We start from the raw sequence: 24,270 nt of genomic DNA, 5'->3' as shown, positions 1-24,270 counted from the left end.
TGATGGATAATGATACTGAAAAATTGGTGGATGCCATTGCTGTTATCGGGGCCGCGGGGCGTTTTCCCAAAGCGGCCACACTTGAGGATTTTTGGACAGCCTTGAGGAGCGGCAAAAACTGCACGGATACCATCAGCCTTGAGGTACTGAAGGCCAGCGGCATTCCGGACGCGGATCTTGAGACAGACACCTACATCACGGCGATGGGACGCATCGACGGCGTCATGGAATTTGATGCCGCATTTTTCGGGCTCACCGCGCACGAAGCCGAACTGATGGACCCACAACAAAGGAAACTTCTGGAGTGCGGTTATGAATCGCTTGAGGATGCGGGCTATTCTTCCGGCATGTCAGATCTCCGGGTGGGGGTCTATGTGGCGGCCAGCCACAGTTCGTACCTGCCCTCCGCCATTCTGGGGGCAGGCACAGGGCGGGCGACAGAAGCCCTGCAAATGGCCATAGGCAATGACCGTGACTATCTTGCGACGCGTATTTCCAATGTCCTCGACCTGAGGGGACCCAGCCTTACCGTGCAGACAGCCTGCTCCTCGTCGCTTACAGCCGTCCATCTGGCTTGCCAGAGCCTGCTCTCCGGCGAATGCGACATGGCGCTCGCCGGAGGCGTGTCCATTACCCTGCCCCAGACGGATGGCTATCGGTACCGTGAGGGGCTTATCATTTCCAAAACCGGAGTCTGCCGTCCCTTTGATGCGCAGGCCGACGGAACGATCAACGGCAACGGCGTCGGCATCGTTCTTCTCAAACCACTGGATGCGGCGCTCAGGGACGGGGATGTTGTCCGGGCTGTTATCCGGGGAACCGCTGTCAACAATGACGGGGCCGACAAAATGGGCTACACGGCCCCCTCGGTTCAGGGAGAAGCTTCGGTCATCTCCGAGGCATTGGCTGTAAGCGATGTGCCGCCGGATATGGTGGAATTCGTGTCCACGCATGGCACAGCGACAGCCATAGGTGACCCTATTGAAGTCGAGGCGCTCACGCGGGCCTTCGGCACGGCAAGAACAGGATTCTGCACCTTGGGCGCGGTCAAGGCCAATATCGGTCATCTGGACGCTGCCGCAGGGATAGCCGGTTTTTTGGAGGGCATGCTCGCCCTTGAACACAAGGAGCTTCCGCCCATTGCCGGATTCAACACTCCCAACCCCGATCTGCGGCTGGACGCAACCCCCTTTGTTATTCGGACCGCGAGCGCTCCCTGGGATTCCGACAGGCGTTTCGCCATGGTGAACGCGTTTGGTTTTGGTGGAACCAACGTGTCTGTCATTCTGGAGGAAGCCCCGAAAAAAAATCGTCAATCCGTTGCCGCACAAGGGCCGTTCATCCTGCCCCTTTCCGCATCCACCCCGGAAGGGCTGGAACTGCTTCTGAAGAAATGGCAGACGCATCTTGAGCATTGCCCCGATATTGCCAATGCATGCTGGACAGCCGCCAGCCGCCGCAGGCATCTTGCCTGCCGCAAGGCTCTGGTGGGTGCAACACGGGCGGAGCTTCTGACCGCCATCAGAAAAGAGTTGGCCGGAGGCACGGCGGAAGAAAAGTCCGACGGCTCGAAGGCGGCAGCCGGGCCGGAAGTTCCGGCCCGCCGGGATGCCTTTTTGAGCGCACTTTGCGAATCATTTGAAAAAATTCGCGAAATTGTGGAATGCCGTGCGGCGGCGATTTCGCTGCCTCTGGCTTCGGCTGTGACGCAGCAGGATTTTTGCGACAAGGTGCTGGCGGAAATTTTCCGGACAGTTGGCATTGACGACAAAAAGCCGGATATTCTGCAGGGAGGAGATTCCCGGCGCATGGCTCTTCATTTTTTGTCCGTAACGGCAAAGGCCTATCAGGCCGGAGCGGACATCGTATGGGAAGCCTTTCTTGCGGGAGAGCGGACAAGAATACCCCTGACGCCTTTCCGTCCTGTCGAGCACTGCCATGCCCTGGCACAGCGCAGGGAGCGCCCGCCTGTGGACCCGGTGGGCGCTTCCCAGGACGCCGCGGCCCGCATGGCCGCTGCGGCCGGGCACATACTGGAGCCTGAACTGCTGGCGGAGCGGGAGGCCCTGCTGGAAGACCTTTGTGCCGCCGCCGTGGCCCGCGCTTTTGCCGTCTTGGGCTTTGCCGCCCCAGCGACAGTGGACAAGGCCCTTGAAATCATGCGCATTCCGCCGCAATTCGCGCAGCTTGTGGAACGGCTGCTGGACGCGCTGCACTCCAAGGGGTTGCTGCAGCGTGAAGGCGATGCCTATCTGGCGCTTGAGTCTGTTTCCGATGCCCGTCTTCAGGAATTCAAAGAACGCGCCGCCCCCGTATGGAACGTCTGGGGAGCTATGGAGAACCTGCTGCTTTCAACGGTTGACAGCTTGCCGGAACTGTTGCGGGGCGAGCGCGATCTGCGTGAAACCTTCATGTCCAAGGGCGATCTGGGCGGAGCCAGGCGCATCTATTCGGAGTTGCCCAATTCCGCATACTTCAATGCTCTTGTCCGGGAGCATGTGCGTGAGTGGCTTGATCGTACGGCGTCCGGCGAAGCCGTGCGCATTTTTGAAATAGGCGCGGGAACCGGCGCCACGACGGAACGCATCCTGCCCCTTCTTCCGCCGGACCGCGCATCGTATACGTTTACGGATGTTTCCCCCGTATTTCTCACCCAAGCCATGCAGCGTTTTGCCGAATACGGCTTTTTGCGCGCGGGCCGGTACGACATGAGCGTGCCGCCGGAGGAGCAGGGCTTTGAAGCCGGCATCCATGACATTGTCATCGCCTCAAACGTGCTCCACGCTGCGGAAGACCTCTCCGTAGCGGTGCGCCATGCCTCTTCCCTTTTGCGGCCCGACGGCCTGCTGCTGCTCTATGAAATCACGCGGGCCAATTTTCTTGGAGAAATCACAACCGGCCTTCTGCTGCCGAATATTACGGACAAGGACGTGCGCGGCATCCAGCCCATGGCGTCCAATACGATCTGGAAAGATATCCTGGCTGCCGAGGGATTTGTGGACGTGCAGATTCTGCCGCACGAAAAAAGCCTTTCCGCCCAGCTGCCCGACAGGGTTATTTCGGCCCGGTTCCGGCCACAGGACGGACGTGCCATGGCCCTTCCCCGCAGTTGCACCTATGCGACCGTATGGGAAAGCAGGGAGGCAGGCGAAGGGCGTGTTCCCTTGGGCAGGATCCTGCTTTTGGCCGACGCGGGCGACGCCCCGCTTTTTGAAGGGGCGGCGCGGGAACGCGGGCTGGACATGCTGCATGTTCCGGCAACATTGACGGCGGCGGATCTGCGGGTCTGGCTGCAAGGGCAGCCTCTCTGCACCCTTGTGGACGCCAGGGCATTGGGAGAGACGGAGCATTCCGACGACTGCGCGGAACAGGAGCGCCTTTGCGGCGGGCTGCTGCAACTGCTCGCGGAAATCAAGGCGGCGGATCTGCCGGATGTGGAATGGCACTGGGCCTCTGTAACGTGCGGTGCGGCCCGAAAGATAACGCATCCGCAGCAGGCTCCTTTTTGGGGGATGAACCGCGTGGTGGAAATGGGGCATCCCGAACTGCACCTCAGGCAATACGACCTTGCGGACAAAACTGCGCAGACTGTGGGTAGGTTTTTTGATCTTCTTCTGAGCGGCTCCGGCGAGGAACTCAACGCCGTATCCGGGAGTGAATGGCAGACGCCGCGTCTTGAACGCCGTGCCCTTGCCGAAATACCTCTGCGCGCGCTTTCGCCGGACAAAAATGGCTGGCAGATGATTGTCGGGGGACTGGGGGGCATAGGGCTCGCTCTTGCCGAAGACCTTGTCGCCAGAGGTTTTCGCAAGATAGCCCTGCTCAGCCGTCACAGCCCTGACGCGGAGAAGAAGGAACTGCTCCGCGAGCTTGAAAAAAGCGGGGTCACCGTCACAACCATACAGGCGGACGTGACGGATTATCAGGCGTTGGAGAGGGCTGTCGCTGCCCTGGAAGAAACAGCTCCGGTGCGGTCCATCTATCACTGCGCCGTGGTCAAACGGGTCAGCAATGTGGACGAGAACAAGCCTTGGGGTGCGTTCTGGCAAATTTTGGCTCCCAAGGTATTGGGCGCGTGGAATCTCCATCGCATTTCCGTAGCCCGCAAGATGGATCTGGACCAGATGGTGCTGTTTTCCTCTTCCGTAAGCGTGGTCCCCAGCTACAGTCTGCCACATTATGTCGCAGCCAACGCGTATCTGGACGCTTTGGCGGTCTGGCGCGGAGAGCAGGGGCTGCCCGCACTTTCTGTCAGTTGGGGGGCTTGGCGCGATATCGGAACAGTGGCCGATCCGGCGCAGGCAGATCACCTCAAAAACGGCGGACTGCACAGTTTTTCACCCTTGGAAGGCCTGAAAATGCTGGCGGCCGTTCAGGAAAGGAATGTGCCACATCTGGCCGTGATGAAAGTTGACTGGGCACGGCTGCTGCGCCAGTACGGCCATCGCGTTCCGGCCTATTTCAGCAATGTTGCCCGTCCTGCTTCCGGGGCCGTTGCCGGGCGGCAGGACAGCGGCGTGCAAACTGCCGGTGAGTGCGGGAGCTCCTCGCGGGACGGCATCCTGGACAGCCTTCGGAGCGCACCCACCGCGCCGGAACAGCGGAACGTGCTGGAAAAATGGCTCAAGGGGCGTTTTGCCGAACTGCTGAAAATCTCGCCGGAAGCAATAGACAGTGCGGCCAGCCTTTTTGATCTGGGCGTCGATTCCCTGATGTTCATCGAAATGGTTGATGGGCTTGAAAAGGCCTTGGACGTCAAAATATCCCCAAGCAGCCTGTTGCAGGATTTTTGTGTCGAAAAGATCGCGGCGAAGCTGCTGCCTGATCTGAAGTTGGAAAAAAATGCCGTTGCCTCTCTGGCGGAACTGTTCATTCCCGAACCGGACAAGAGGTATGAGCCTTTCCGGCTGACGGATGTGCAGAGAGCCTACTGGGTCGGCCGTCGTCAGGAAATGGCCTTGGGAAATACCGCCTGCCAGGGATACATAGAGTTTGACTGCGAAAACATGGATGTGCCGCGGCTGGAGGATGCATGGCTTCGGGTGATCGACCGGCATGCCGCCCTGCGGACAGTGATCGGGGAGGAAGGGCTGCAACGGGTGCTTGAAGAGACACCACGGTTCCGCATCACAGTGCATGATCTGACGGGCCTGCCCGAGGAGGAACGGCGCGCAAAGCTGCAGGATGTGCGCGACCGGCTTTCGCACAAGGTGCACGATCCCGCCGTCTGGCCCCTTTTTGACCTTGAGGTTTCCCTGTTGCCGGACAACATGTGTCGGCTGCACGTGCTTATGGACAATGTGGTGATGGACGGCCGGAGCATCAGCATGCTGCTTGCGGAATGGGCGGCCGTTTACCATGATCCGGGAAAAATCCTGCCTCCGGAAGCTGTTTCTTTCCGCGACTACATAGCGGCACTGGACCGCTATCGGGAAACCGGAGCTTTCCGTGAAGCGGAAGCGTATTGGCAGGAGGAGGGCAAGCTCCTGCCCCCTGCCCCGGACCTCCCTCTGTCGAAGGACCCTGCCTCCATCAGGAAACCGCGTTTTGTGCGGCATAACCATACGATGGCCCCCCGGCTCTGGGAGGCCCTGAAGGCAGCGTCCGGCCGTAACGGCGTGACCATTTCCTCCACACTGCTGGCCGCCTATGCGGAAGTGCTGGGGCTTTGGAGCCGCTCCCCCGAACTCACGGTGAACGCCCCGGTGTTCACGCGCCTCCCTTTCCACCCGGACATCAATAACGCCGTGGGCGAATTTACTTCAAGCGTGCTGATCCGTTGCGAGACAGGCAGAGAGCAACCCTTTGCCGAAAAAGTGAAGAAGGCCCAGCAGCGTATCTTCGATGGACTGAAATTCTGCCAGGTAAGCGGCATTGAGGTCATGAGGCGTAAAATCCGGGACGGCGCTCCCGCCGATGCCGTCAGGATGCCCATTGTGTTTACCAGCACATTCGGGCTGGCAAAAATGGCGGACAGCGGCTTCGCCTCATCTATTGCGGGATTTTCCACACTGGGCCGCGAGGTCTTCAATATCAGCCAGACGCCCCAGGTCTGGATCGACAATCATGTCCACGACCGCGACGGAACATTGAGCATCTATTGGGATACAGTTGAAGAACTGTTTCCCGAAGGCATGATCGGCAGGATGTTCAGCGCCTACACAGGACTTCTTGAACGGCTTGCCGAAGACGCATTGGCCTGGACCTCCCCTTCGCCTGTCAGGATCGAAGATACGGCGGACGACGGCGCTCCGGCATCTGTAACTGCTGAACTTCTGCACGCGGGCTTTTTGCGCAATGTTCTGGAGCAGCCGGATCGCCCGGCGGTCATTGACGTGGAGCGCGTTCTTTCCTATCGGGAACTTTTCAGCATGGCGGCCAGCCTTGCCGACAGGCTTGCCGGGGCGCTTGCCACCAGTGGAACAGAAAAACCCCTGGTTGCGGTGGCTGTGCCGAAAGGCTGGCGGCAGGCTGTTGCCGTGCTCGGTGTCTTGTTCGGCGGGGCGGCCTATGTGCCTGTGGATCCCCATTGGCCTCTTCTGCGGCGTCAGGCCGTGCTTGCGGAAGCAAAGCCGGCATGCGTTGTCGTCCACAGCATGGAAAAAACCGGCGCCTGGGACGGCCTGCCGCTCTTTCCGGTGGGCGAGACAGATGCAGTCCGGACGGACAAGCCTGAAAAGTTCCTTCAGGCAGCGTCCGATAGCCTCGCCTATGTCATCTTTACTTCCGGCACAACGGGAACGCCCAAGGGCGTCATGATGAGCCATGCCGGGGCCACGGCCACCCTGGGGGAAATCAATCGGCGTTTTGCCGTCACGCGGGACGACAGGGTACTGGCCTTGTCCGCGTTGACCTTTGATCTTTCGGTATATGACTTTTTCGGCATATGGGCAGCGGGGGGCGTTACGGTCATTCCCCGGGAAAACGATATCCGTAATCCCCGGGCTTGGCGTCAGCTCATGGAGAAGCATGGCGTAACCTTGTGGAACTCTGTCCCCACGTTCTGGCAGATGCTGCTGGAATCGGGCGAGTTGCCCGCTGTTCCTCCCCGTCTGGCCCTGCTGAGCGGGGACCGCATCCCCGTGGAGATGCCCCGGAAGTGCGCCGGGGTTCTGCCTTCCACATCTCTTGTGAGCCTGGGCGGAGCCACGGAGGCGGGCATCTGGTCCATCTGCCACGAGATTCCGCCGGATTCCCCCCAGCCAGGATGGCAAAGTATCCCCTACGGCAAGGCGCTTGCGGGGCAAAGCTTCCACGTTTTCCACAAGGATCTTCGCCCCTGCCCCGTGGGGGTTCCCGGAGAGTTGTGCATTGGCGGCGCGGCCCTTGCCCTCGGTTACCTGCACAATGAGGAAAAAACAGCGGAAGCCTTTATCCTGCATCCGGACACGGGGGAAAGAATCTATCGCACAGGGGATATGGGCGTCAGAAGGCCCGGCGGCGACATAGAGTTTCTCGGGCGGACAGACTCTCAGGTCAAGGTCGGCGGCTTCCGCATTGAGCTTGGAGAAATAGAGGCGATTCTCGACGGCATGCCGGGGGTATCCCGTTGCGCCGTTGTTCTGGCAAAAGGCCGCCAACTGGCAGCCTTCGTCGTGTCCGAAAACCGGGATAGCCGCCTCTCTGCGGAAGCGGTGCGCCGCTTCCTTGAAGAGCGGCTTCCGCAATACATGGTCCCCGCATTCATTGACGTGGTGGAATCTCTGCCGCTCACTCCCAATGGAAAGGTAGATCGCCAGAAATTGTCTGAAAGCGGCGGCTTCGAAAGACGGCTGGCGGCAAAGGAATCCCTGCCCGGATCACAGGTGGAAGAGGCGCTCTGCGCCGTATGGGGAGAACTGCTTGAAGCGCCCGTCACAGCCGGGGACAATGTGTTCAATCTGGGAGCGGATTCCCTGACAGCGGTACGGGCGGAAATGTTGCTGAAGCGCCGTTACGGCCTCAAGCTTTCGATCCAGACCGTGTTCGACAACCCCATAATATGCGATATGGCAAAATCCATGGATATGCACTCCGTGTCCGGCGTGACCGTTATGGGCACGCCCGCTTTCGGGGAGACGTTGTTTTGTCTTGGCGATGCCGTGACGGATGGAAGCAGCTTCCACGATTTTTCCCGGTACTGGCCGTTGGGCAACGTCACTACCATTTCCGTGCTGCCACAAAAGGAAGACACGCTGGATACCCTTGTCGACCGGATCAGCGGCCAGATATCCAACGCGCAGTCGCAGGGGGCCCTGAAGCTCGTGGGCTATTGCGCGGGAGGGCTGCTGGCCTGGTTGGTCACAGAGCGCCTGCGGCAGATCGGCCGCGTTGTGGATCGCCTTGTTCTCATCGACTGCACGCCCATTCCCCCCGGCCTTCATGAGAAGCGCGACATGCTGGAAGGTGTCGTCATCGGTATGTCCGGAAGCTCTTCGCCGGAACTGATCGAAAATCTTGCGGCCCTGTGCGTGCTTCTTGAAAATGTGGAGTACCCGGAAATCAGTGTGCCCTTTGCCTTTGTGGAGAGCAGCGAAATTGTGGGGCACGAGATGGGCCTGGCCTTCTGGAAGGCCAGGGCGAGCCGCGTCCACAGAATTTCCGCTCCCGGAAATCACGCCAACTGCCTGAAACGCAAGCAGTTGCTGGAATGGATAGCGCGGATGGTCGACTGGTATGAAACAGGCGGGGACGAGAATCATGCCTAAGTCCAGCCCTTGGCTTATTTTTGATCGGGAACCGGAGCAGGGCGACGTGATTCTGTTCTGCCTTCATTTCGCGGGCGGGCATGCGGCCCTGTTCCGGCAATGGCAGGAGCACGCCCCGGCGGGGGTGAGCATTTGCCGCGTTCAGTTGCCGGGACACGGGACGCGCATGTCCGAACCCCTTTTGCTGGACATGCCCACGCTGCTCGCCGGACTGCACTCCGCCGCCGCCAGATGGATGGGGCACAGATACGCGCTTTTCGGCCACTCTATGGGAGGAACCATTGCCGCCGAATGGGCCATACGCATTCAGCAAGAAAATCTCCCCCCTCCGGTATGCCTGTTTGTGAGTGCTTCCGAGCCTCCGCACAAAAACTGGCTGCCCCCCTGCCGAAACCTTCCGGAGGACAAATTCAGGGCTCTTGTTTTTGAAGCCGGAGGGTTGCCGCAGGAGGTCATGGAACATGAGGAACTGATGTCGGTTTTCGAGCCCATCCTTCGTGCGGACTATACCGTGCTGGAAACGTGGGCGCCCCAGCCCGTTCGTCCTGTTCACGCGCCGATGATTGCGCTTGCCTACCGGGACGACCGGGTGGTTCCCGAGGAAATTGTCGCGGAGTGGCAGCGTTTTGCCGCGTCTTCATGGGAAATGTTGAAGCTGCCGGGAGAGCACTTTTTCATACAGGCTCATCCCACGGTTGTGATGTCTGCGGTTTTTGAGCGCCTGAAAGAATTTCTTCACGAAGGGATGGCCTGAATGAAGGGGTCGGCAGCCAGTTTCTGTGGAGAGGCCGGAAACCCGATTTTTTACGCAAAGGTGCGGTGATGCCAACGAAGACACGGAACATGCAAAACCCCATGCACATCTTCTGGCGGGCGGCAATGCCGGACAAGGGAAAGCTGGCACTGGCCATATTGCTCGCCTGTCTGGCAGCGCTGCTTGAAGTCGCTCCTTTTGTCCTGATCTGGCGTCTTGCAGAAGAGGCCCGGAGCGGTTCGCCCGAAACGGGGACCATACTCCGGCTGACGGGAGGCGTCCTCGTTGCGGTCATCCTGCGGTTCATGGCGCAGGGGGGTGTGACGGTGCTCGGGCACATGGCGGGCTTCAGGGCCGAGTGCCGCTTGCGCAGTGATCTTGTGGAGCGGATGCGTCATGTTGTGCCAGCCTCCGTGGAGGGGAAAAGCGGTCAGTTGAGCCGCGCCGTCATGGACGAAGTCGGGCGTTTCAACTCCATTTTGGCCCATACTGTTCCGGACGCGATTTCGGGCCTGTTCCTGTCCCTGGTCTGCATGGGGCTGCTGTTCTGGATCGACGGGCGGCTCTTCTTGGCTGCTCTGGGCATGCTTGTGCTCGGTCTGGGGGCCCAGGGGCGCATTGTGCGGGCTGCGCCCGAACCCTTCGCGCGTTGGGTGGCGGCGGACGGGCGGGCCACCTCGGCCCTGATCCATTATGTCAGAGGCTTGGCTACGTTGCGGGCGTTCAACCGGCAGGCGGACTCCCTCCATGAAGTGAGGGACAGCATTTTCGCCATCGGGAAACTGGCGAGCGACATCACAAGGGCCTGCTCAAAACCCTATTCCATTTTCAATCTGTCCATGACGGTTCCCCTGCTGATGATCCTGCCCTGCGGCCTGTGGTTTTTTACGCGGCAGACCCTTGCAGTCTCCGACCTGCTGTACGCAACGGCCATAGGCGGCATGATGTTCCTTCCCCTTACCAAGGTGGCCATGTGCCTGCCTGCACTGCGCACGTTTCAGGCCGGGGCCGCGCATGTACAGGCGGTGCGGGATCTGCCCGTGTTTGCTGAACCGCCTGCGGTAAAACCGGCTGGGGACAACACTGTTGTTTTCGAAAATGTTTCCTACAGTGTGCGATCCGCCACAGGCAAGGACATTCCGGTGCTACAGGGCATAAGCTTCACGCTTCCCGCCGGGAGCATCACAACGGTCAGCGGGCCGTCCGGTTCGGGAAAAACCACGCTGGCGAGGCTGCTGGCCCGCTTGGACGATGTGTCAGACGGCAGGGTCACCATCGGCGGGCAGGATATCCGTTCCATTCCACAGCAGGCTTTTCAGCGCCTTGTCAGCATTGTTTTTCAGGATGCCTTTCTTTTTCACGGCACTATCAGAGAAAATATTCTGCTGGCCAGGCCGGAGGCCACGGAAGATGCGCTCATGCACGCTGTCGAAGCCTCTGGCTGCGCGGAAATGCTCAAGCGGCTTCCCCTTGGCCTGGACACTCCCGTGGGCGACAAGGGCTTTGGCCTTTCCGGCGGGGAAAAGCAGCGCATTGCCATTGCACGGGCTTTTCTCAAGGACTCCCCCATTCTGATTCTTGACGAGGCCACAGCCTTTCTTGACCCCGTTGCGGCAAAAGGCGTTTCGCGCAGCCTGGGCAGGCTTATGGGTGGAAAAACCGTGCTCGCGATTTCCCACCGGCTTCATGAAATCGAAAATGCCGACGTGACGCTCATTCTTGAGGGAGGCTGTCTGAAAGACAAGGGAACGCATGAAGATCTGCTTGCGCGCTCCGCAATATATCAACGACTTTGGGCGCTGCAAAAACAGTCGAGCGTGTGGCGGCTCGGCGGGTAACGCGCAGAGGGAGAACGGGTGTGATACGGGAATACCTCGGGTTTGATTTGTCTGAATATCGTGACGGCAACATGGCTAAGGGAGTCGTGTACGGGTCGCTGGGAGCCTGTGTGGATGCCCTGCCTTGGTTCATGGTCGCTCTTGGGCTGCCCTATGTGCTTGGCGGGGGAAATGGTTTTGCTTCTGCTGTGGCGCTGGCCGTGTCCGTTGTTGGCTTTGTCCTGGGGGTTTTTTTGAAAACACAGGCGCTTAACGCCAATTTTGACGCAACCTACGCTGTTGTTTCAAACGCGCGGCTCCGTCTTGCAAACCATCTTGCAAGGCTGCCGCTGGGACGCGTGCTTTCCCAGCGGGACGGAGCCTGGGCCGAGCTTGTAACCGCGCAATTCACCATGTATCAGGATATTGTAACCAATATTTGGGGTTGCGTGGTGGCGGGCACGGCCTTTCCCCTTCTGCTCTGGCTGTTGCTGCTCTGGCTCAACTGGGCCTGCGCGCTGGTCATGCTGGCGGCCATGCCCTTGGCCATGTTGAGCGTGCCTCTGGCCTACCGGCTGCTGGATCGGGCGTCGGAAAAAGTCGCCTCGTCCCGGCAGATGGCGGCGGTGAATGCTTTGGAGATTGTTACCGGGGCACGGGATCTTCGTTTTTTTGACCCCCGCGGCCAACGCGTTGCGGCCGCACGGCGTGCTTTCGAGCTCTTGCGTGACGAATCCCTGAAATCCGAAGTGGCTCCAGCTCCGGCGCTGCTGATTTTCAGCCTTGTGGTTTTTCTCGGGGCTTCCTTGGCCATCGGGGTCGCCAGCCTGCGGTTTATTGGGGGGGGCGCCGGCGCTGTTGCCTATTTTGTGGAAATTCTGGTGGTCTTGCGGCTGGCCATGGGCATCAACGATATTGGAATCTATCTGGCCGCCATGCGTTTTGTCGGTTCGATTCTCAACCGTATCCGCAGAGTTTTTGACGAACCGGTTATGCCCCAAGCCGTTCGGGGGCAGATTCCCCGGGACGGCTCTGTCGACATGCAGAACGTGTCGTTCGGTTATGGGGATGCCGAGGTCATACATAATGTTTCTTTCCGCATCGAAAGCGGCAGCATGGCCGCGCTGGTCGGACCCTCCGGTTCCGGGAAAAGCACGCTGGCGTCCCTTGTTGCCCGATTGTGGGATGTGGAGCAGGGCGCGGTGCGCATAGGGGGTGTGGACGTCCGGGATATTGACGAGCCGACGCTGCATAAAACCGTGAGCATGGTGCTTCAGGACGTATTTCTCTTTCCCATGTCCGTTGCCGACAATATCCGCCTCGGGAAGCCCGAGGCCCCCATGGACAAGGTCATTGAGGCGGCCGAAGCGGCATGCATCCACGAGCGCGTCATGCAACTGCCCGAAGGCTATGACACCGTACTTGAAACCGGTGATGTGGTGCTTTCCGGCGGGGAACGCCAGAGGGTGGCCATTGCCCGCGCCATTTTGCAGGACGCACCGGTGCTTATCCTTGACGAGGCCACGTCCAGCCTCGATCTGGAAAATGAGGCGGCCGTTCAGCGCGCGCTGTCCAATCTTTGCCGCGGAAAAACCGTTATCGTGATCGCGCATCGCCTTTGGACCGTCCACGATGCGGATAAAATCTTTGTGCTGGAAAAGGGGAAAATAGTGGAGCACGGATCGCATGCCGACCTTTTGTCGGCAGAGGGGCTGTATGCAGGGTTGTGGGGACTGCAACAGGGCATATAGCGACTCTATTGCTGCCGCGCGCATGTGGCATTTACAGTGTGTGGACCTGAAAACGGGCATCGCGCACAGCACGCATATCACTCAAAATACACGGCTTCAGAGGAAGGGCGCGTGAAAGAGGAATCCGGATGCGTCCTGTTGTCAGAGTACAAAAATCGCGAGTTTATATCCGCCCTGGAGAGAGAGATGACCCCGGAATACCGAAATCTGGTTCAGCTTGTTGAGGACCCCAAAGCCGCGGCCGATGATTTTTCCCACCTGAAATTGCCTGAAAGCATGGCGGCGGTCGTGCTGCACCGGGATGAGCAGGAGATGTTTTCCGGCAAGGCCTTTTGCGAGAAGGATCCCCGGCAGGCCCTGCACTATGAGGAAGTTCCGGTTCCGGTGCCGGGGCCGGGCGAGGTGCTGGTGGCGGTGATGGCCTCTGCCGTGAATTTCAACAACGTCTGGTCATCCATTTTCGAGCCCGCGCCCGGTTTTTCGTATATTGCGGATTTTGCAAGGATGCGGGTCGAGAATCAGAAGCATCAGCAAGACTATCATATTATCGGAGGAGATGCCGCAGGTGTTGTTGTGCGCACGCACCCATCTGTCCACAACTGGAAGCCGGGGGATCGCGTGACACTTCATGGAGGGGTGAACGATGTTTCCGAGCCGGCGGTGTTCTACGATTCCGTACAGGACCCGCACGGGCGCGCCTGGGGTTTTGAAACCAACTTCGGCGCGTTTGCGTATTTTACGGTCGTCCAGCAACACCAGTTGCTGCCCAAGGCGGAGCATTTGTCCTGGGAAGAAGCTGCCTCCATGAATCTGGTGACGACCACAGCCTACCGTATGCTGGTTTCGGACAACGGCGCCCGCATGCGGCAGGGGGATAATGTCCTGATCTGGGGAGCTTCCGGCGGTCTGGGCAGCATTGCAATCCAGATGGTCCGCAACGGAGGCGGTGTGCCCATAGGCATTGTTTCTTCCGAAAAAAAAGCGGCCGTGGTCAGAAAGCTGGGGTGCGAGCGCGTTATTGTGCTGGAGCGAGAGCCCGGAAAAGACCTTTTTCTGGATGAAAGCGGCCGGACGAAGGGGCGGCAGGTTCTGCGCCTGAAAGCCTTGATCCGGCGGCTGACCGATGGGGAGGATTGTGACATTGTTTTTGAGCATACAGGGCGGTCCACTTTCGCTGCCAGCGTTGCTGTGGCGAAGGCGGGCGGAAAGGTTGTCACCTGCGGCTCGACATCAGGGTACAATCATGTTTTTGACAACCGCTATTTCTGGCAGACAGTAAAAAAGATCATCGGCTCGCACGGGGCGAACTATTATGAAGCGGCGCAGGCGGTGCGCCTGATCTGCAAGGGCATGCTGACTCCGGTGCTTTCCGAGGTATATCCGCTTTCGCGGACAGCCGATGCGATTTTCAAAATGCATTCCGGCGAACAGATCGGCAAGCTCGGCATTCTCAATCTGGCCCCCTCGGAGCGGATGGGCATCCGTAACCGGGAATTGCGTGAGAAAATCGGGGAGCAGCGCATCAATATCCTTCGTACGTCTTTGTCCGGAGAGGGCGGCGCCATTTGCTGAGGCGGACACGCAGCCAGCCCGGCACGCGCCCGGGCGAAAACGCAATCCCCCAGGGGCAGTGCCGGACAGCATGGCGGATCTTGAAAATGCGGAAAATTTTGGACACAAGCCGCGTACATCCCCGCGCGATTGTCGCGCGGGGATGTACGCAAGCCTTTTTTAGAATTTCAGGGTAAAGTCAACGCCGACCATCAGGGGGTCAATCCGCGTCACGAGCACATTCTGGTCAAAGGCCGCGTTCCCCGCAGGAACATAGAACTTTGATGCTGTGGCTGCCTGGTTCAGCAGGTTTCTGCCCCAGAGGTTGACCTCGTAGTTGTCGTTGCCCAGACCGAGGCTCAGGTCAAAGGTTCCGTAGCCGTCCTGCTCAAGCCTGTTTTCAATATCATAGTAGTAGCTCGAGCGATAGCGAAAGGTCAGATCGATGCTTGCCACGAGTTTGTCCCAAGGCAATTCGTGCTCATACCCCACGCTGGCGCGGCCGGTAAACTTGGAGTGGAACTGCTGCTGGTTGCCGTTGGCGTTGATGGTTCTTCCCCCGGCTGTCGCGGGCGCGTTTTCGAATTCCTCGTATGTCGCGTCCGCATAGCCCACGCCGATGCCCGCGCGGAACCCGTTGTCGAACTTGCCGGCAAGTGAAGCTTCAAAACCGTAAGACCTGCTCCGCGGGGCATTGATGATGGGAGTCGCGTTGGTGGCGGCGTCATAGGCCAGAACCTGCTGATCCCTCCAGTCGATATAGAAAAGAGCGGTATTCAGGGTGACACGGCCGTCCCAGAACGTGTTTTTCATGCCCAGTTCGTAGTTGGTGGTGGTTTCTTCGTCATACTTGAAGGCCGGATCGTTATAAAACAGCGAGGTGTTGAAGCCTCCGGACTTGTAGCCGGTGCTCACGCTGGCATAAATGTTGTTGTTTTCGTTGAAACTGTATTTGATGCCTCCGCGGGGCATCCAGTACACCTTGCTCCATTCCCCGTCATAGGATCTGATCGCGCGCATGCCGGGGCCATCCAGATACTGGCTGATGAAGGCATCGCCAAGATTGGAGGTAAGGCTGAAATCGAAATTCTTCTTGTCATAGCCCACGCGAAGACCGCCGAACACCTGCCAGTGCTCGTTGAAATCATAGGAGGCGTTGCCGAACACCGCCACGGACCATGCATCCTGCTGGGATCTCAACTTGACGGAGCCGTGATCGTCGGCCAGGGTGCTCGGGAGAAAGGGGGAGCCCATATCCCACCGGCTGGTCTGGCCGTTCAACCGGTCCGCGCGGTTGTAGTCCGCGTATACGCCGATCACATATTTGAAGTCCTGATCATCGGGCGAGGTCAGGCGCAGTTCCTGGGAAATCTGCCCGAAGCTTTCCGTAAACTCTCCGGAATCCTTGAATCTGAAATTGGTGAATCCCAGCATCAAGTTATGGAACCTGTTGGTATTTTCAAAATAGCCTTCCGGGCCGTAGGCCTGCGTATAGTCCATGGCCATGCTGCGGTATGCGCTCAGGGAGGTGAGTTTGTGCCCGTCGGCAAAGTCGTGGTTGATCTCAAGCCTGACGCCGCCGGAGGTGATTTCTCCGCCCGAAGGCGCGTCCCATTTGAAGGTGCGGTCACCGTCCTCATAGTCGGTCAGGGTCATTCTCGCGGAATCGTTGCGGTACTGCTTCTGCATGTCGGCGCTGAAATCCACCGTGGTATTTTCGCCGAGTTCCATGAACCAGCTCAAACGTCCCTGATAATTGTTCTGCTTGCCGAGGTTGCCCCCGTACCTGTTGTCCCACACATGACCCTGCTGGCTGTATCCGAACGCGGCGCGCACCGCGGCCTTTCCGTCCCAGAGGGGTATGTTCGCCATGAGTTCCGTACGGAACTGCTCGTGGCTCCCCCCGCCTACGGTAATATATGCCTCCTGCTTGCCGGGATTGGCTTTTTTGGAAGTGATGTTGATGGCGCCGCCAAGCGTATTGCGCCCGTACAATGTGCCCTGCGGGCCGCGCAGAATTTCAACTTGCTCCACGTCAAGCAGGTTATTCAGATAGCCGTGAACCTGGGTGAGGGGCACGCCATCCACAAACACGCCGATGGAGGGGTCTGTTTCGTTTTCCGTGGACCCCACGCCACGGATACTGAAAACAGGCGACAATGCACCTCCCGTCTGCCCCGTTGAAAACATGACATTGGGCGTTTCCGCCGCCACATCTTCAATTCTCATGGTGTGTGACGCCTTCAGATCCCTGGGGGTCACAACCTCAAGGCTCATGGGCACGGCGTTTACCTCTTCCGACCTTTTCTGGGCGGTCACCCGAACGACATCCAAGGCTGTCCTTTCTTCCGCTCTTGCCTCTGTATCGTCCGCGGCGAACGCCGGTACGGCAAAAGCATGCAGCAGCAACGAGAACAGTCCGACGACAACAGTCCTTGATCTCCCCGTCATTACCTTCTTCTCCTTTATGGTACATCTTGCTTATATCATGGCATCCGGCGAAGCGATGCCGTGACGACACGTTACCGGGCTTTTTGTGGAGGCGAGGTAACAAAAGAAACTCTTGTCATTCCCGCCTGTTGAGCCAATGCGAGCACGCGTGCGATATTCATGTATTGTGTGGTCTGATCCGCGTGAAGATGAAGCCTTGTGTCGTTGCCCCGTTGTGCGCCGATGAACTGGAGCTCTTCCAGCAGGGCGTCTTCGGAAAGGGGTCTGCCGTTCAGGCTGAGCGCGCCGGCGCCCGAAATTTCAATGGTGACGTCGTCCTGCTGGAGTTCGTGCTTTTGGGCATGTTCCTTGGGCAGGTTCAGCCGAAATGCCTGATGGATGACCGGCGCGGTGATGATGAAAACGATCAGGAGCACAAGCATGATGTCCACCAGCGGAGTCACGTTGATATCGCTCATGACCCCGTCGCCGGATCTGCCTGACAGGCGGTTGTCTCCGCTGATCATGGTCATATGCTCCCTGTTATTTTTGCAGGGCAGAAAGAGGGCGCTGCCCGGTCACAAGAAAGGCCTGGATATCCTGGGCGAACGTACCCAGTTCCTGCAAATTCCGCCGGTTGCTGTTGGCGATGGCGTTGTTGCCGAGCACCGCCGGGATGGCGACAACCAGCCCGAACGCGGTCATGACAAGCGCTTCGCCGATGGGGCCGGCAACCTGGTCGATTGTCATCTGCCCGCCGCCGCTCAGGGCGATGAGCGTATGGTAGATACCCCATACCGTCCCGAAGAGGCCCACGAACGGAGCCGTTGCCCCTATGGAAGACAGGAGCACCAGTCCGTAGCTCTGGTAAACCGCGATTTTGTCAATCACATTGGCCAGACTGCGCACAATCCAGTCGGCTCTGGCATTGGGCGTGTGCGGCTCCTGCGCGCATACGGCAAAGCCTTGAGCGGCATATTGCCCTTCAAGAGCCAGTATTTTCCACGGTGAAGAATCATCCCGGATATGTGCGATGCCTTCTTCCAGAGTGGACTTTGTCCAGAAAGAGCGTATCACGGCGCGCTGACGTTTGAACTTTTTTTGGCGGAATACGCCGAGCGCAATGGCCGTCCATGAGGCAACAGACATGATCAGGAGTATTATTGCTACCGCATGGGTGACAAAATCTCCGTGCTCCCAGATATGCATGAGACTGAACTGCTGATTCATGCTCGCCCCCGGACTCATTGGTCCAACAATGAAAATATAATGACAATGCTGTACTCATGGTCCGTTGCCAGACCTCCCACCCTGTACGGCTCAAAGCGCCAGCGGCGCACGGCGCTTTCCGCTGCTGTATCCAAGCGCGAAAAACCGCTTGATCGCTTGATGCTGATATTTCCCGCTGTTCCGTCCGCCCTGACAAGGACATTAAGAACCACCCGCCCCTCTTCTCCCTTGCGGCGGGAAAGCGCGGGATACGAAGGCTTGACCTGCCGAAGCACCACGGCATTGTCGCCCGCGCCTTTCTGTGTGACCGGAGAAGGAGCGGCATTGACGGAAGGGGATGCATTGCCCGCAGCATTGGGAATCGCTGCCCGTGGCCCTTGTGCCGCCGGTCTGGGTTTGGGCTTGGGAGTTTTTGACTCCGGCTTGGGCTTGGGAGCTTCAAGCACCGGCTGGGGCTCCGGGTCGGGCACAGGTTCGGGAACCTCTGCCGCAGGAGGATCAAAAACTTCCGCAGCCGGTTCTTTTTCAACTGCGCCCCCCTCGGGCACAACGGCAAAATCGACGGCTATTTCCTGTCCTTTTGGGGATGAATCCTGTACCGTACTGCGGGAAAAAAAAAGATATGCTGAAGAAAATGCGAACATATGGAGCAAAACAACGAAAAAAAGTGCAGGAAAAATGTGATGATTTGGCATGATTGCGCATCAATGGCAGAGCATTTTCAGGTTTGCTTTAAGACATGTAAAAATATGCCTCTTTTGCATACAGAAACAACCATTATTCAAGAATTTTTCTTGAATAAGATTATTTCCGACAGTATTTTTTTTCTGCTATCGGACCGGCCTCTTTGTTATCGAATTTGAAATTTAATGTCAATATTGATAGAGAATTTTTCCGGCCTCTCGCTGCGGGGCAATGCCGGTTCCGGCCTGCTGCCCCAAGCGCGGCGCAAGGCCCGGCAAGCGCCTTGACCCCGCGCGTGCAGACAGGCATAACAGCAGCGGAGGCTGCCCGTGCTCAAACCGTTTTATCAGGGAAAACTGGACACCTTCTGCGCCATCTACGCCGTGCTCAACGCCCTGCGCCTGACCCACGGCATCCGCGTGCCCAAGGCGCGCGACATCCTCAACGAAACCCTTCTGGCCCTGGCCAGTTCGCCCGAGGCCTTCCGGGCGGTGCTGGAGCAGACCACAGACTATTGCGGGCTGGTGGACACCATGCTCCGGGTTCAGAGCCGCTCTTTCCCCCTGGACATCCGACAGCCTTTTGCCGCAGGGGAGTCCCCCTCACGGGACGCAGTCTGGGAGTGCTGCGGGCAGTGGCTTGCGTCCGGCAGCGGCCGGGCGGTCATCTTCCGTTTTGTGCGCCACATGACACCCGACACGCCGCCCGTCAACAGGCACTGGACAACAGCCGACAGCCTGCAAAACGATGTTCTGCACCTTTTTGATTCCAGCCACGAGGCCGAGGCCATCCTGAACATACGCAAGGACGGCTTTGTGACCCGCAGCGAGGACGTGAGCGGGGACTGCCTCCTGCACATACAGCCCGCCACCATACGCCTGCTGCGCCTGTCTTTCTGATCGTTTGCCCGATTCGCCTGCCTTTCGCAGAATGTCCGCCGGGCATGCTCTGCCGCGGGCCCTGCTTTTGCGCGAAATGTCGGCACTGACGCCGTGCGTCAGTGTGTGGGCTCTCCCAGGGGAAGGCCCTGCCGCAGGGCTTCTCCCCGGATGCCGTGGTTGGTGAGGGGAAAACTCTTTTTCTCCTCAAGAAAAAGCCTTTCAAAGGTCTCCGCTTCCATGGGCCGCGCGTACAAAAAGCCCTGAACGCAGTTGCAGCCGCTCTTGAGCAGAAAGTAGGCATGGTCTTCGGTTTCCACGCCTTCGGCCACAACGTGCATGTTCAGGTTGTTGACAAGGGCAATGGCGTCGCGCACCAGAATGCGGCTGCGCTCGTTGCCCGTGCAGTCGTTGACAAAGGCCTGGTCGAGCTTGACCGTGGTGAAGGGCAGGTCCCGCAGCGTGCTCAGAGAGGAATAGCCTGTGCCGAAATCGTCCATGGCAAAAAGAAAGCCCGCGTTGCCCAGTTCGTCCATGAGCTTCTGCATGGCGGCCTTGTTGGAGAAAAAGGCGCTTTCGGTCAGTTCCAGTTCCAGCAGGTTGTGGGGAAGCCCGCTTGCGCGCAGCAGGCGCGAGAATTTGCGGGGCAGATCGGCAGTGCTGAAGTGCAGCCGCGAAACATTGACCGAAATGGGCACGGGCGTGTGCCCCTTGTCCAGCCAGGAGGCCAGGGTGAGGCAGGTCTGCGCCCAAATGTATTCGTCCAGCCGCACGATGAAGCCGTTGCGCTCGAACAGGGAAATGAAACTGCCGGGAGAGATGATCCCGTCTTCGGGGTGCTCCCAGCGCACCAGGGCTTCAGCCCCGACAACGCGCCCGCTGGACACTTCCACCTTGGGTTGCAGGAAAAGCTTGAACTGCTTTTTTTCCAGGGCGGAGTGCATTCTGCGGGTGACGTAGCTTTCTTTCTGCAGGCGATCGCGCAGGCGTGCGTCATAAAAGGCGAAATTTCCAAGCTCACTGTCCTTGACGGTTTTTTGCGCCTGATAGGCCCTGTCGCAGAGTACATGCCCGGAGATGCCTTCTTCTGCCTGGCAGATGCCGAAGTACAGTCGGGTGCGGAAGCCTTCAAAAAAGCGTTCCACCTTCTGCGAGAGGCTCTGGACAAAACGCAGGGCACTGTCCGTGCCGCCGGACATGCAGACGGCAAAAACGTCCGCTGTCAGCCGGGCATAGACATCTTTTTCGGGGTGCAGGCATTTGCGCGTCTGGCGCGCGATGGCCCGCAGCAGCCGGTTGCCCTCGGCAAGGCCCAGGGATTCGTTGATGCTCTTGAAGCCAGCCACGTCAAAGCGCAGCACGGTATACGGCTCCTGGGGCCAGGCCTTGCGCAGGGCGTCGATTTTTTCAAAAAAGGTCTGCGTATTGCAGGCTCCGGTCAGCGGGTCGATTTCGGCGCGCAGCCGCAGGGACTGCTCCGAGCGCACCACAACGTCCACATCCGTGATGGCGCCGATATAGCGTTCGGCTCTGTCAGCATCGTTCAGGCTGACGTAGGTGACCTTGTACCAGGAAAAGCGTCCGCCCCTGCGGCGCAGGCGTATGGTCATTTCGCCGGTCTTGATGCCCAGCATCAGGCGCGCAAGGCAGTCTTCAAAGACGGGCATGTCCCCGCTGTAAACCACATTGTCCTCGCGCCATACATCAAAAAGAAAGCGGCCGTCGTAATTGCCGTCCAGAATGGCCGGAATGCGTGGATGCACATAGCACAGCTCGCTGCCGCGCCACTCGAAAACCAGTATTCTGGCGTGATCCAGGGCCGCCTTGTAGCGCAGGGCGTCCATGTTCTTTTGGTGCAGCAGTTTGTTGTCCCGCACAAGGTTTTCGGAAAACTCGCGATTTTCGATCTCCTTGCAGCACAGCAGGCAGCACTGGCGGTTTTGGGTGTCCTTCAGGGGAAAAACGCTCACCTGCACCCAGGCATAGGCTCCGTTTCGGGTCTGCTTGCGCATGTCCCGGCACAGAACGTCGGATATGCCCGCAGAAAGGCTCCAGCGCGCTGCGTCCATCAGCCCGGCGTATTCTACATGGTCGCCGGGATGGATGCGGCCCCCGAAGGCATCACGCAACGCGCTCTCCATGTCCCGCGTGGCGACAGGCATGAGGCGGGTGTTCCCGTTGCGGTGCACCTGACGGAAAATGCCGTTGTCAAAACCCAGCAGGTAGATCTCGTCATAGGCGTAGCGGAGCGTCGCAAAGAGAGGCTCATCGTCCGCCGCTTCAGGAGGGAGGAGAAAGAAATCTTCGCCAGCCTGGAGCTTGCTGTTTTCTTCTGCCTGATTTTCTGTCCACTTTTTGCCAGTACGGTTTTTCATGGCCACTCCGAAAAAAGAACCCGCGCCGGACAAAATATGCGCATCCCGTATTCCGGGCAGGCAAAATCATGCCCGGAGCAAATCCCTGGGGGAGACTGACGCCCCGTGGCGACACAGGTCTGCCACAGGTTTTTCCGGCCCGACAAAAACAGCGCGGAGCGACAACCGTTTCCGCGCTGACCCCCGGCCTCGGAACCGGGGCATTTTTGCCGCAAGCGGCACGTTTTGTCGGGACACAGTATCTTGATGAAAAGAAATACCAATTTTCTCCCAAAGACGCCAGAGGGAAAAGAAAAGAGGGTTTCATGCTTTCAATGAAAGCCGTACTTCAACTATTGAAAAATCATCATAAAGGTGAATGTCTCAACCTTCCCGCCTGCGAGGGCAGCAAGAGGAGGCACTCTTTCGGGCAGGAAGGCGCGCCCGGCCTTGGCAAAGCTGTGCCGGATGCGTATACTGACGTATTGAAAAGCAACGCTTCGGCCGTGATGCGCGTGTGGTGCGCGGCCGGACAAAACATATCCGGAAGATTGCATGGACATACGTTTTCAGAATCTCGGCCCTGAACACTGGAAGGGCGAAGTCTTGCTGGCTTTGGCCTGCCAGGGAGAAAATTTGCCCGCGGAGTGCCCGGCGCTGGACAAGGCCGTCCCCTGGCTGACCGTGGCTCCCGGCATGCGGGACTTCAAGGGCAAATCCGGCGAATTTGCCCTGCTCCACGGTCATCCCGAACTGCCTGTGCCCCGTGTGCTGGCCGTGGGCCTTGGCCCGCGCGAAAAGGTTGACATGCAGGGCATCCGCAAGGCGCTGGCCGCTGCCGTGCAGCGGTGCCGGGCACAGGGCTATGCGTCCCTTCTTCTGCCGGAGCCTGTTCTGTCCCGTCTGCCCGGCGGGCGGGAACGCCTGGTGGAAGAATGCGTCTGCGCGGCGCTGCTGGCCCTGCACCGTTCTGATGTGCTCAAAAAACCCGATGCGGAGGAGCCTGCTCCGCCCCAATGGCTGGCTTTGGGTTTTGACGGCGAACACGTGCCCGATGCCGCCCATGCGGCTGCCCGCCGGGGAGAGAATACGGCCTGGGCTGTGGCTCTTGCCCGCGATCTGGCCGCCATGCCGCCCAACCTGCTCTCTCCCGACCATCTGGCCCGGCGCGCCCGGGATCTGGCCCGCGAAAAAGGCTTTTCCTGCACGGTGCTGGACGAAAAAGACATGGAAGATCTTGGCATGGGCTGTCTGCTGGCCGTGGGCCGCGGCTCGGCATGCCCTCCCCGCCTTGTGGTTCTGGAGCACGCGCCCCGGGGGCACGAGCAGGACAAGCCGCTGATTCTGGTGGGCAAGGGCGTCACTTTTGATTCTGGCGGCATCAGCATTAAACCCGCGGCCAACATGCACCAGATGAAGGCGGACATGAGCGGCGCGGCCGCTGTTCTGGCCGCAGTGGCCGCTCTGGCGCAGGAGGACGCGCCCCGGCGGGTTATCGGCCTTCTGGCCTGCGCCGAAAATATGCCCGGCGGCAGGGCCGCGCGCCCCGGCGATGTGGTGCGGGCCGCCAACGGCGAGAGCGTGGAAATACGCAATACCGATGCCGAAGGCCGCCTTGCGCTGTGCGATGCCCTGATCCATGCCCAGAAAACCTGGACGCCGTCCGCCGTGGTGGACATTGCCACGCTTACCGGCGCCTGCGCCGTGGCGCTGGGGCCGCAGTTGGCGGGCCTGTTCTGCCGCGATCAGGATCTGACGGAGCGCATCCGCTCCGCAGGCGGCGCCTGCGGGGAAAATTTCTGGCCACTCCCGCTCTGGCAGCCCTATGCCGAAGACCTCAAAAGCGAGGTGGCCGATATCTGCCACATCGGGCCGCGCGAGGGCGGTGCCATCAATGCCGCGCTTTTTCTGGCGCATTTTGTTCAGGAGGGTGTGCGCTGGGCGCATCTGGACATTGCTGGCGTGGACTGGGCCGCCAAGGGCTCACCCCTCGCACCGGTCGGCCCCACGGGCTTTGGCGCGCGCACTCTGCTGGAACTGGCGCGGGGCGGCGTATGACAGCCCGCTTCAGGCATGACGCCCCCGCGCAACGCAGCGCGCGGGGAAACTGGCCGGCGCAAACCGGAACAAGGAA

At 59.3% G+C, this 24,270-nt stretch carries 13 protein-coding genes; 8 read left to right on the top strand and 5 right to left on the bottom strand.

Features of this window, described 5'->3' with window-relative positions:
• Positions 1-2: 2 nt before the first annotated feature.
• The 5 genes from EII23_RS01015 (at position 3) to ccrA (ending at position 14,581) form a co-directional block, all read left to right on the top strand.
• The gene (locus EII23_RS01015; protein ID WP_124791230.1) at positions 3-8,687 is read left to right on the top strand and encodes a non-ribosomal peptide synthetase; all 8,685 of its coding nucleotides are present in this window, start codon (positions 3-5) and stop codon (positions 8,685-8,687) included.
• Entirely contained in the window at positions 8,680-9,441 is a 762-nt protein-coding gene (locus EII23_RS01010; RefSeq protein WP_185702262.1) for a thioesterase II family protein, read from the top strand. The genes EII23_RS01015 and EII23_RS01010 overlap by 8 nt, the downstream gene beginning before the upstream one ends.
• 89 nt (positions 9,442-9,530) lie before the next feature.
• Entirely contained in the window at positions 9,531-11,279 is a 1,749-nt protein-coding gene (locus EII23_RS01005) for an ABC transporter ATP-binding protein (protein ID WP_185702261.1), read from the top strand.
• A gap of 20 nt (positions 11,280-11,299) precedes the next feature.
• Positions 11,300-13,009 (top strand): ABC transporter ATP-binding protein, encoded by a 1,710-nt coding sequence (locus EII23_RS01000; protein ID WP_124791224.1) that lies wholly within the window; start codon positions 11,300-11,302, stop codon positions 13,007-13,009.
• A gap of 111 nt (positions 13,010-13,120) precedes the next feature.
• Positions 13,121-14,581, top strand: coding sequence for a crotonyl-CoA carboxylase/reductase (ccrA, locus tag EII23_RS00995; RefSeq protein WP_221620350.1), 1,461 nt, complete (start codon positions 13,121-13,123; stop codon positions 14,579-14,581).
• Positions 14,582-14,740: 159 nt separating this feature from the next.
• On the opposite strand, the gene EII23_RS00990 is transcribed toward ccrA, so the two are convergent.
• From EII23_RS00990 to EII23_RS00975, 4 genes are all read right to left on the bottom strand, one after another.
• Positions 14,741-16,894 carry a TonB-dependent receptor gene (locus EII23_RS00990; RefSeq protein WP_185702260.1) on the bottom strand — a complete coding sequence of 718 codons (2,154 nt, stop codon included), beginning with the start codon at positions 16,892-16,894 and terminating at the stop codon, positions 14,741-14,743.
• Between the two features lie 188 nt (positions 16,895-17,082).
• Complete coding sequence (locus EII23_RS00985; protein ID WP_124791220.1) at positions 17,083-17,523, bottom strand: biopolymer transporter ExbD; 441 nt, start codon at positions 17,521-17,523, stop codon at positions 17,083-17,085.
• A gap of 10 nt (positions 17,524-17,533) precedes the next feature.
• On the bottom strand, positions 17,534-18,220 hold the full coding sequence (locus EII23_RS00980) for a MotA/TolQ/ExbB proton channel family protein (protein WP_185702259.1): 687 nt from the start codon (positions 18,218-18,220) through the stop codon (positions 17,534-17,536).
• Between the two features lie 14 nt (positions 18,221-18,234).
• Positions 18,235-18,768 (bottom strand): energy transducer TonB, encoded by a 534-nt coding sequence (locus tag EII23_RS00975; protein WP_185702258.1) that lies wholly within the window; start codon positions 18,766-18,768, stop codon positions 18,235-18,237.
• Between the two features lie 465 nt (positions 18,769-19,233).
• Between EII23_RS00975 and EII23_RS00970 the strand changes: the two genes are divergently transcribed.
• Positions 19,234-19,803 carry a hypothetical protein gene (locus EII23_RS00970; RefSeq protein ID WP_124791214.1) on the top strand — a complete coding sequence of 190 codons (570 nt, stop codon included), beginning with the start codon at positions 19,234-19,236 and terminating at the stop codon, positions 19,801-19,803.
• 98 nt (positions 19,804-19,901) lie between these two features.
• Here the strand turns inward: EII23_RS00970 and EII23_RS00965 are convergent, their stop codons facing one another.
• The gene (locus EII23_RS00965) at positions 19,902-22,157 is read right to left on the bottom strand and encodes a bifunctional diguanylate cyclase/phosphodiesterase (RefSeq protein ID WP_124791212.1); all 2,256 of its coding nucleotides are present in this window, start codon (positions 22,155-22,157) and stop codon (positions 19,902-19,904) included.
• A gap of 68 nt (positions 22,158-22,225) precedes the next feature.
• Here EII23_RS00965 and EII23_RS00960 point away from each other — a divergent pair, with 68 nt between their 5' ends.
• Positions 22,226-22,723: a hypothetical protein gene (locus EII23_RS00960; RefSeq protein ID WP_124791210.1), complete on the top strand. Its 498-nt coding sequence runs from the start codon at positions 22,226-22,228 to the stop codon at positions 22,721-22,723.
• Positions 22,692-24,194 carry a leucyl aminopeptidase gene (locus EII23_RS00955; RefSeq protein WP_124791208.1) on the top strand — a complete coding sequence of 501 codons (1,503 nt, stop codon included), beginning with the start codon at positions 22,692-22,694 and terminating at the stop codon, positions 24,192-24,194. Before EII23_RS00960 ends, EII23_RS00955 begins: the two co-directional genes overlap by 32 nt.
• The last annotated feature ends 76 nt before the right edge of the window (positions 24,195-24,270 follow it).

This window comes from Desulfovibrio sp. OH1186_COT-070, assembly GCF_003860215.1.
Classification (GTDB): Bacteria; Desulfobacterota; Desulfovibrionia; order Desulfovibrionales; family Desulfovibrionaceae; genus Desulfovibrio.
This window is presented reverse-complemented; position numbering and strand designations above follow the sequence as displayed.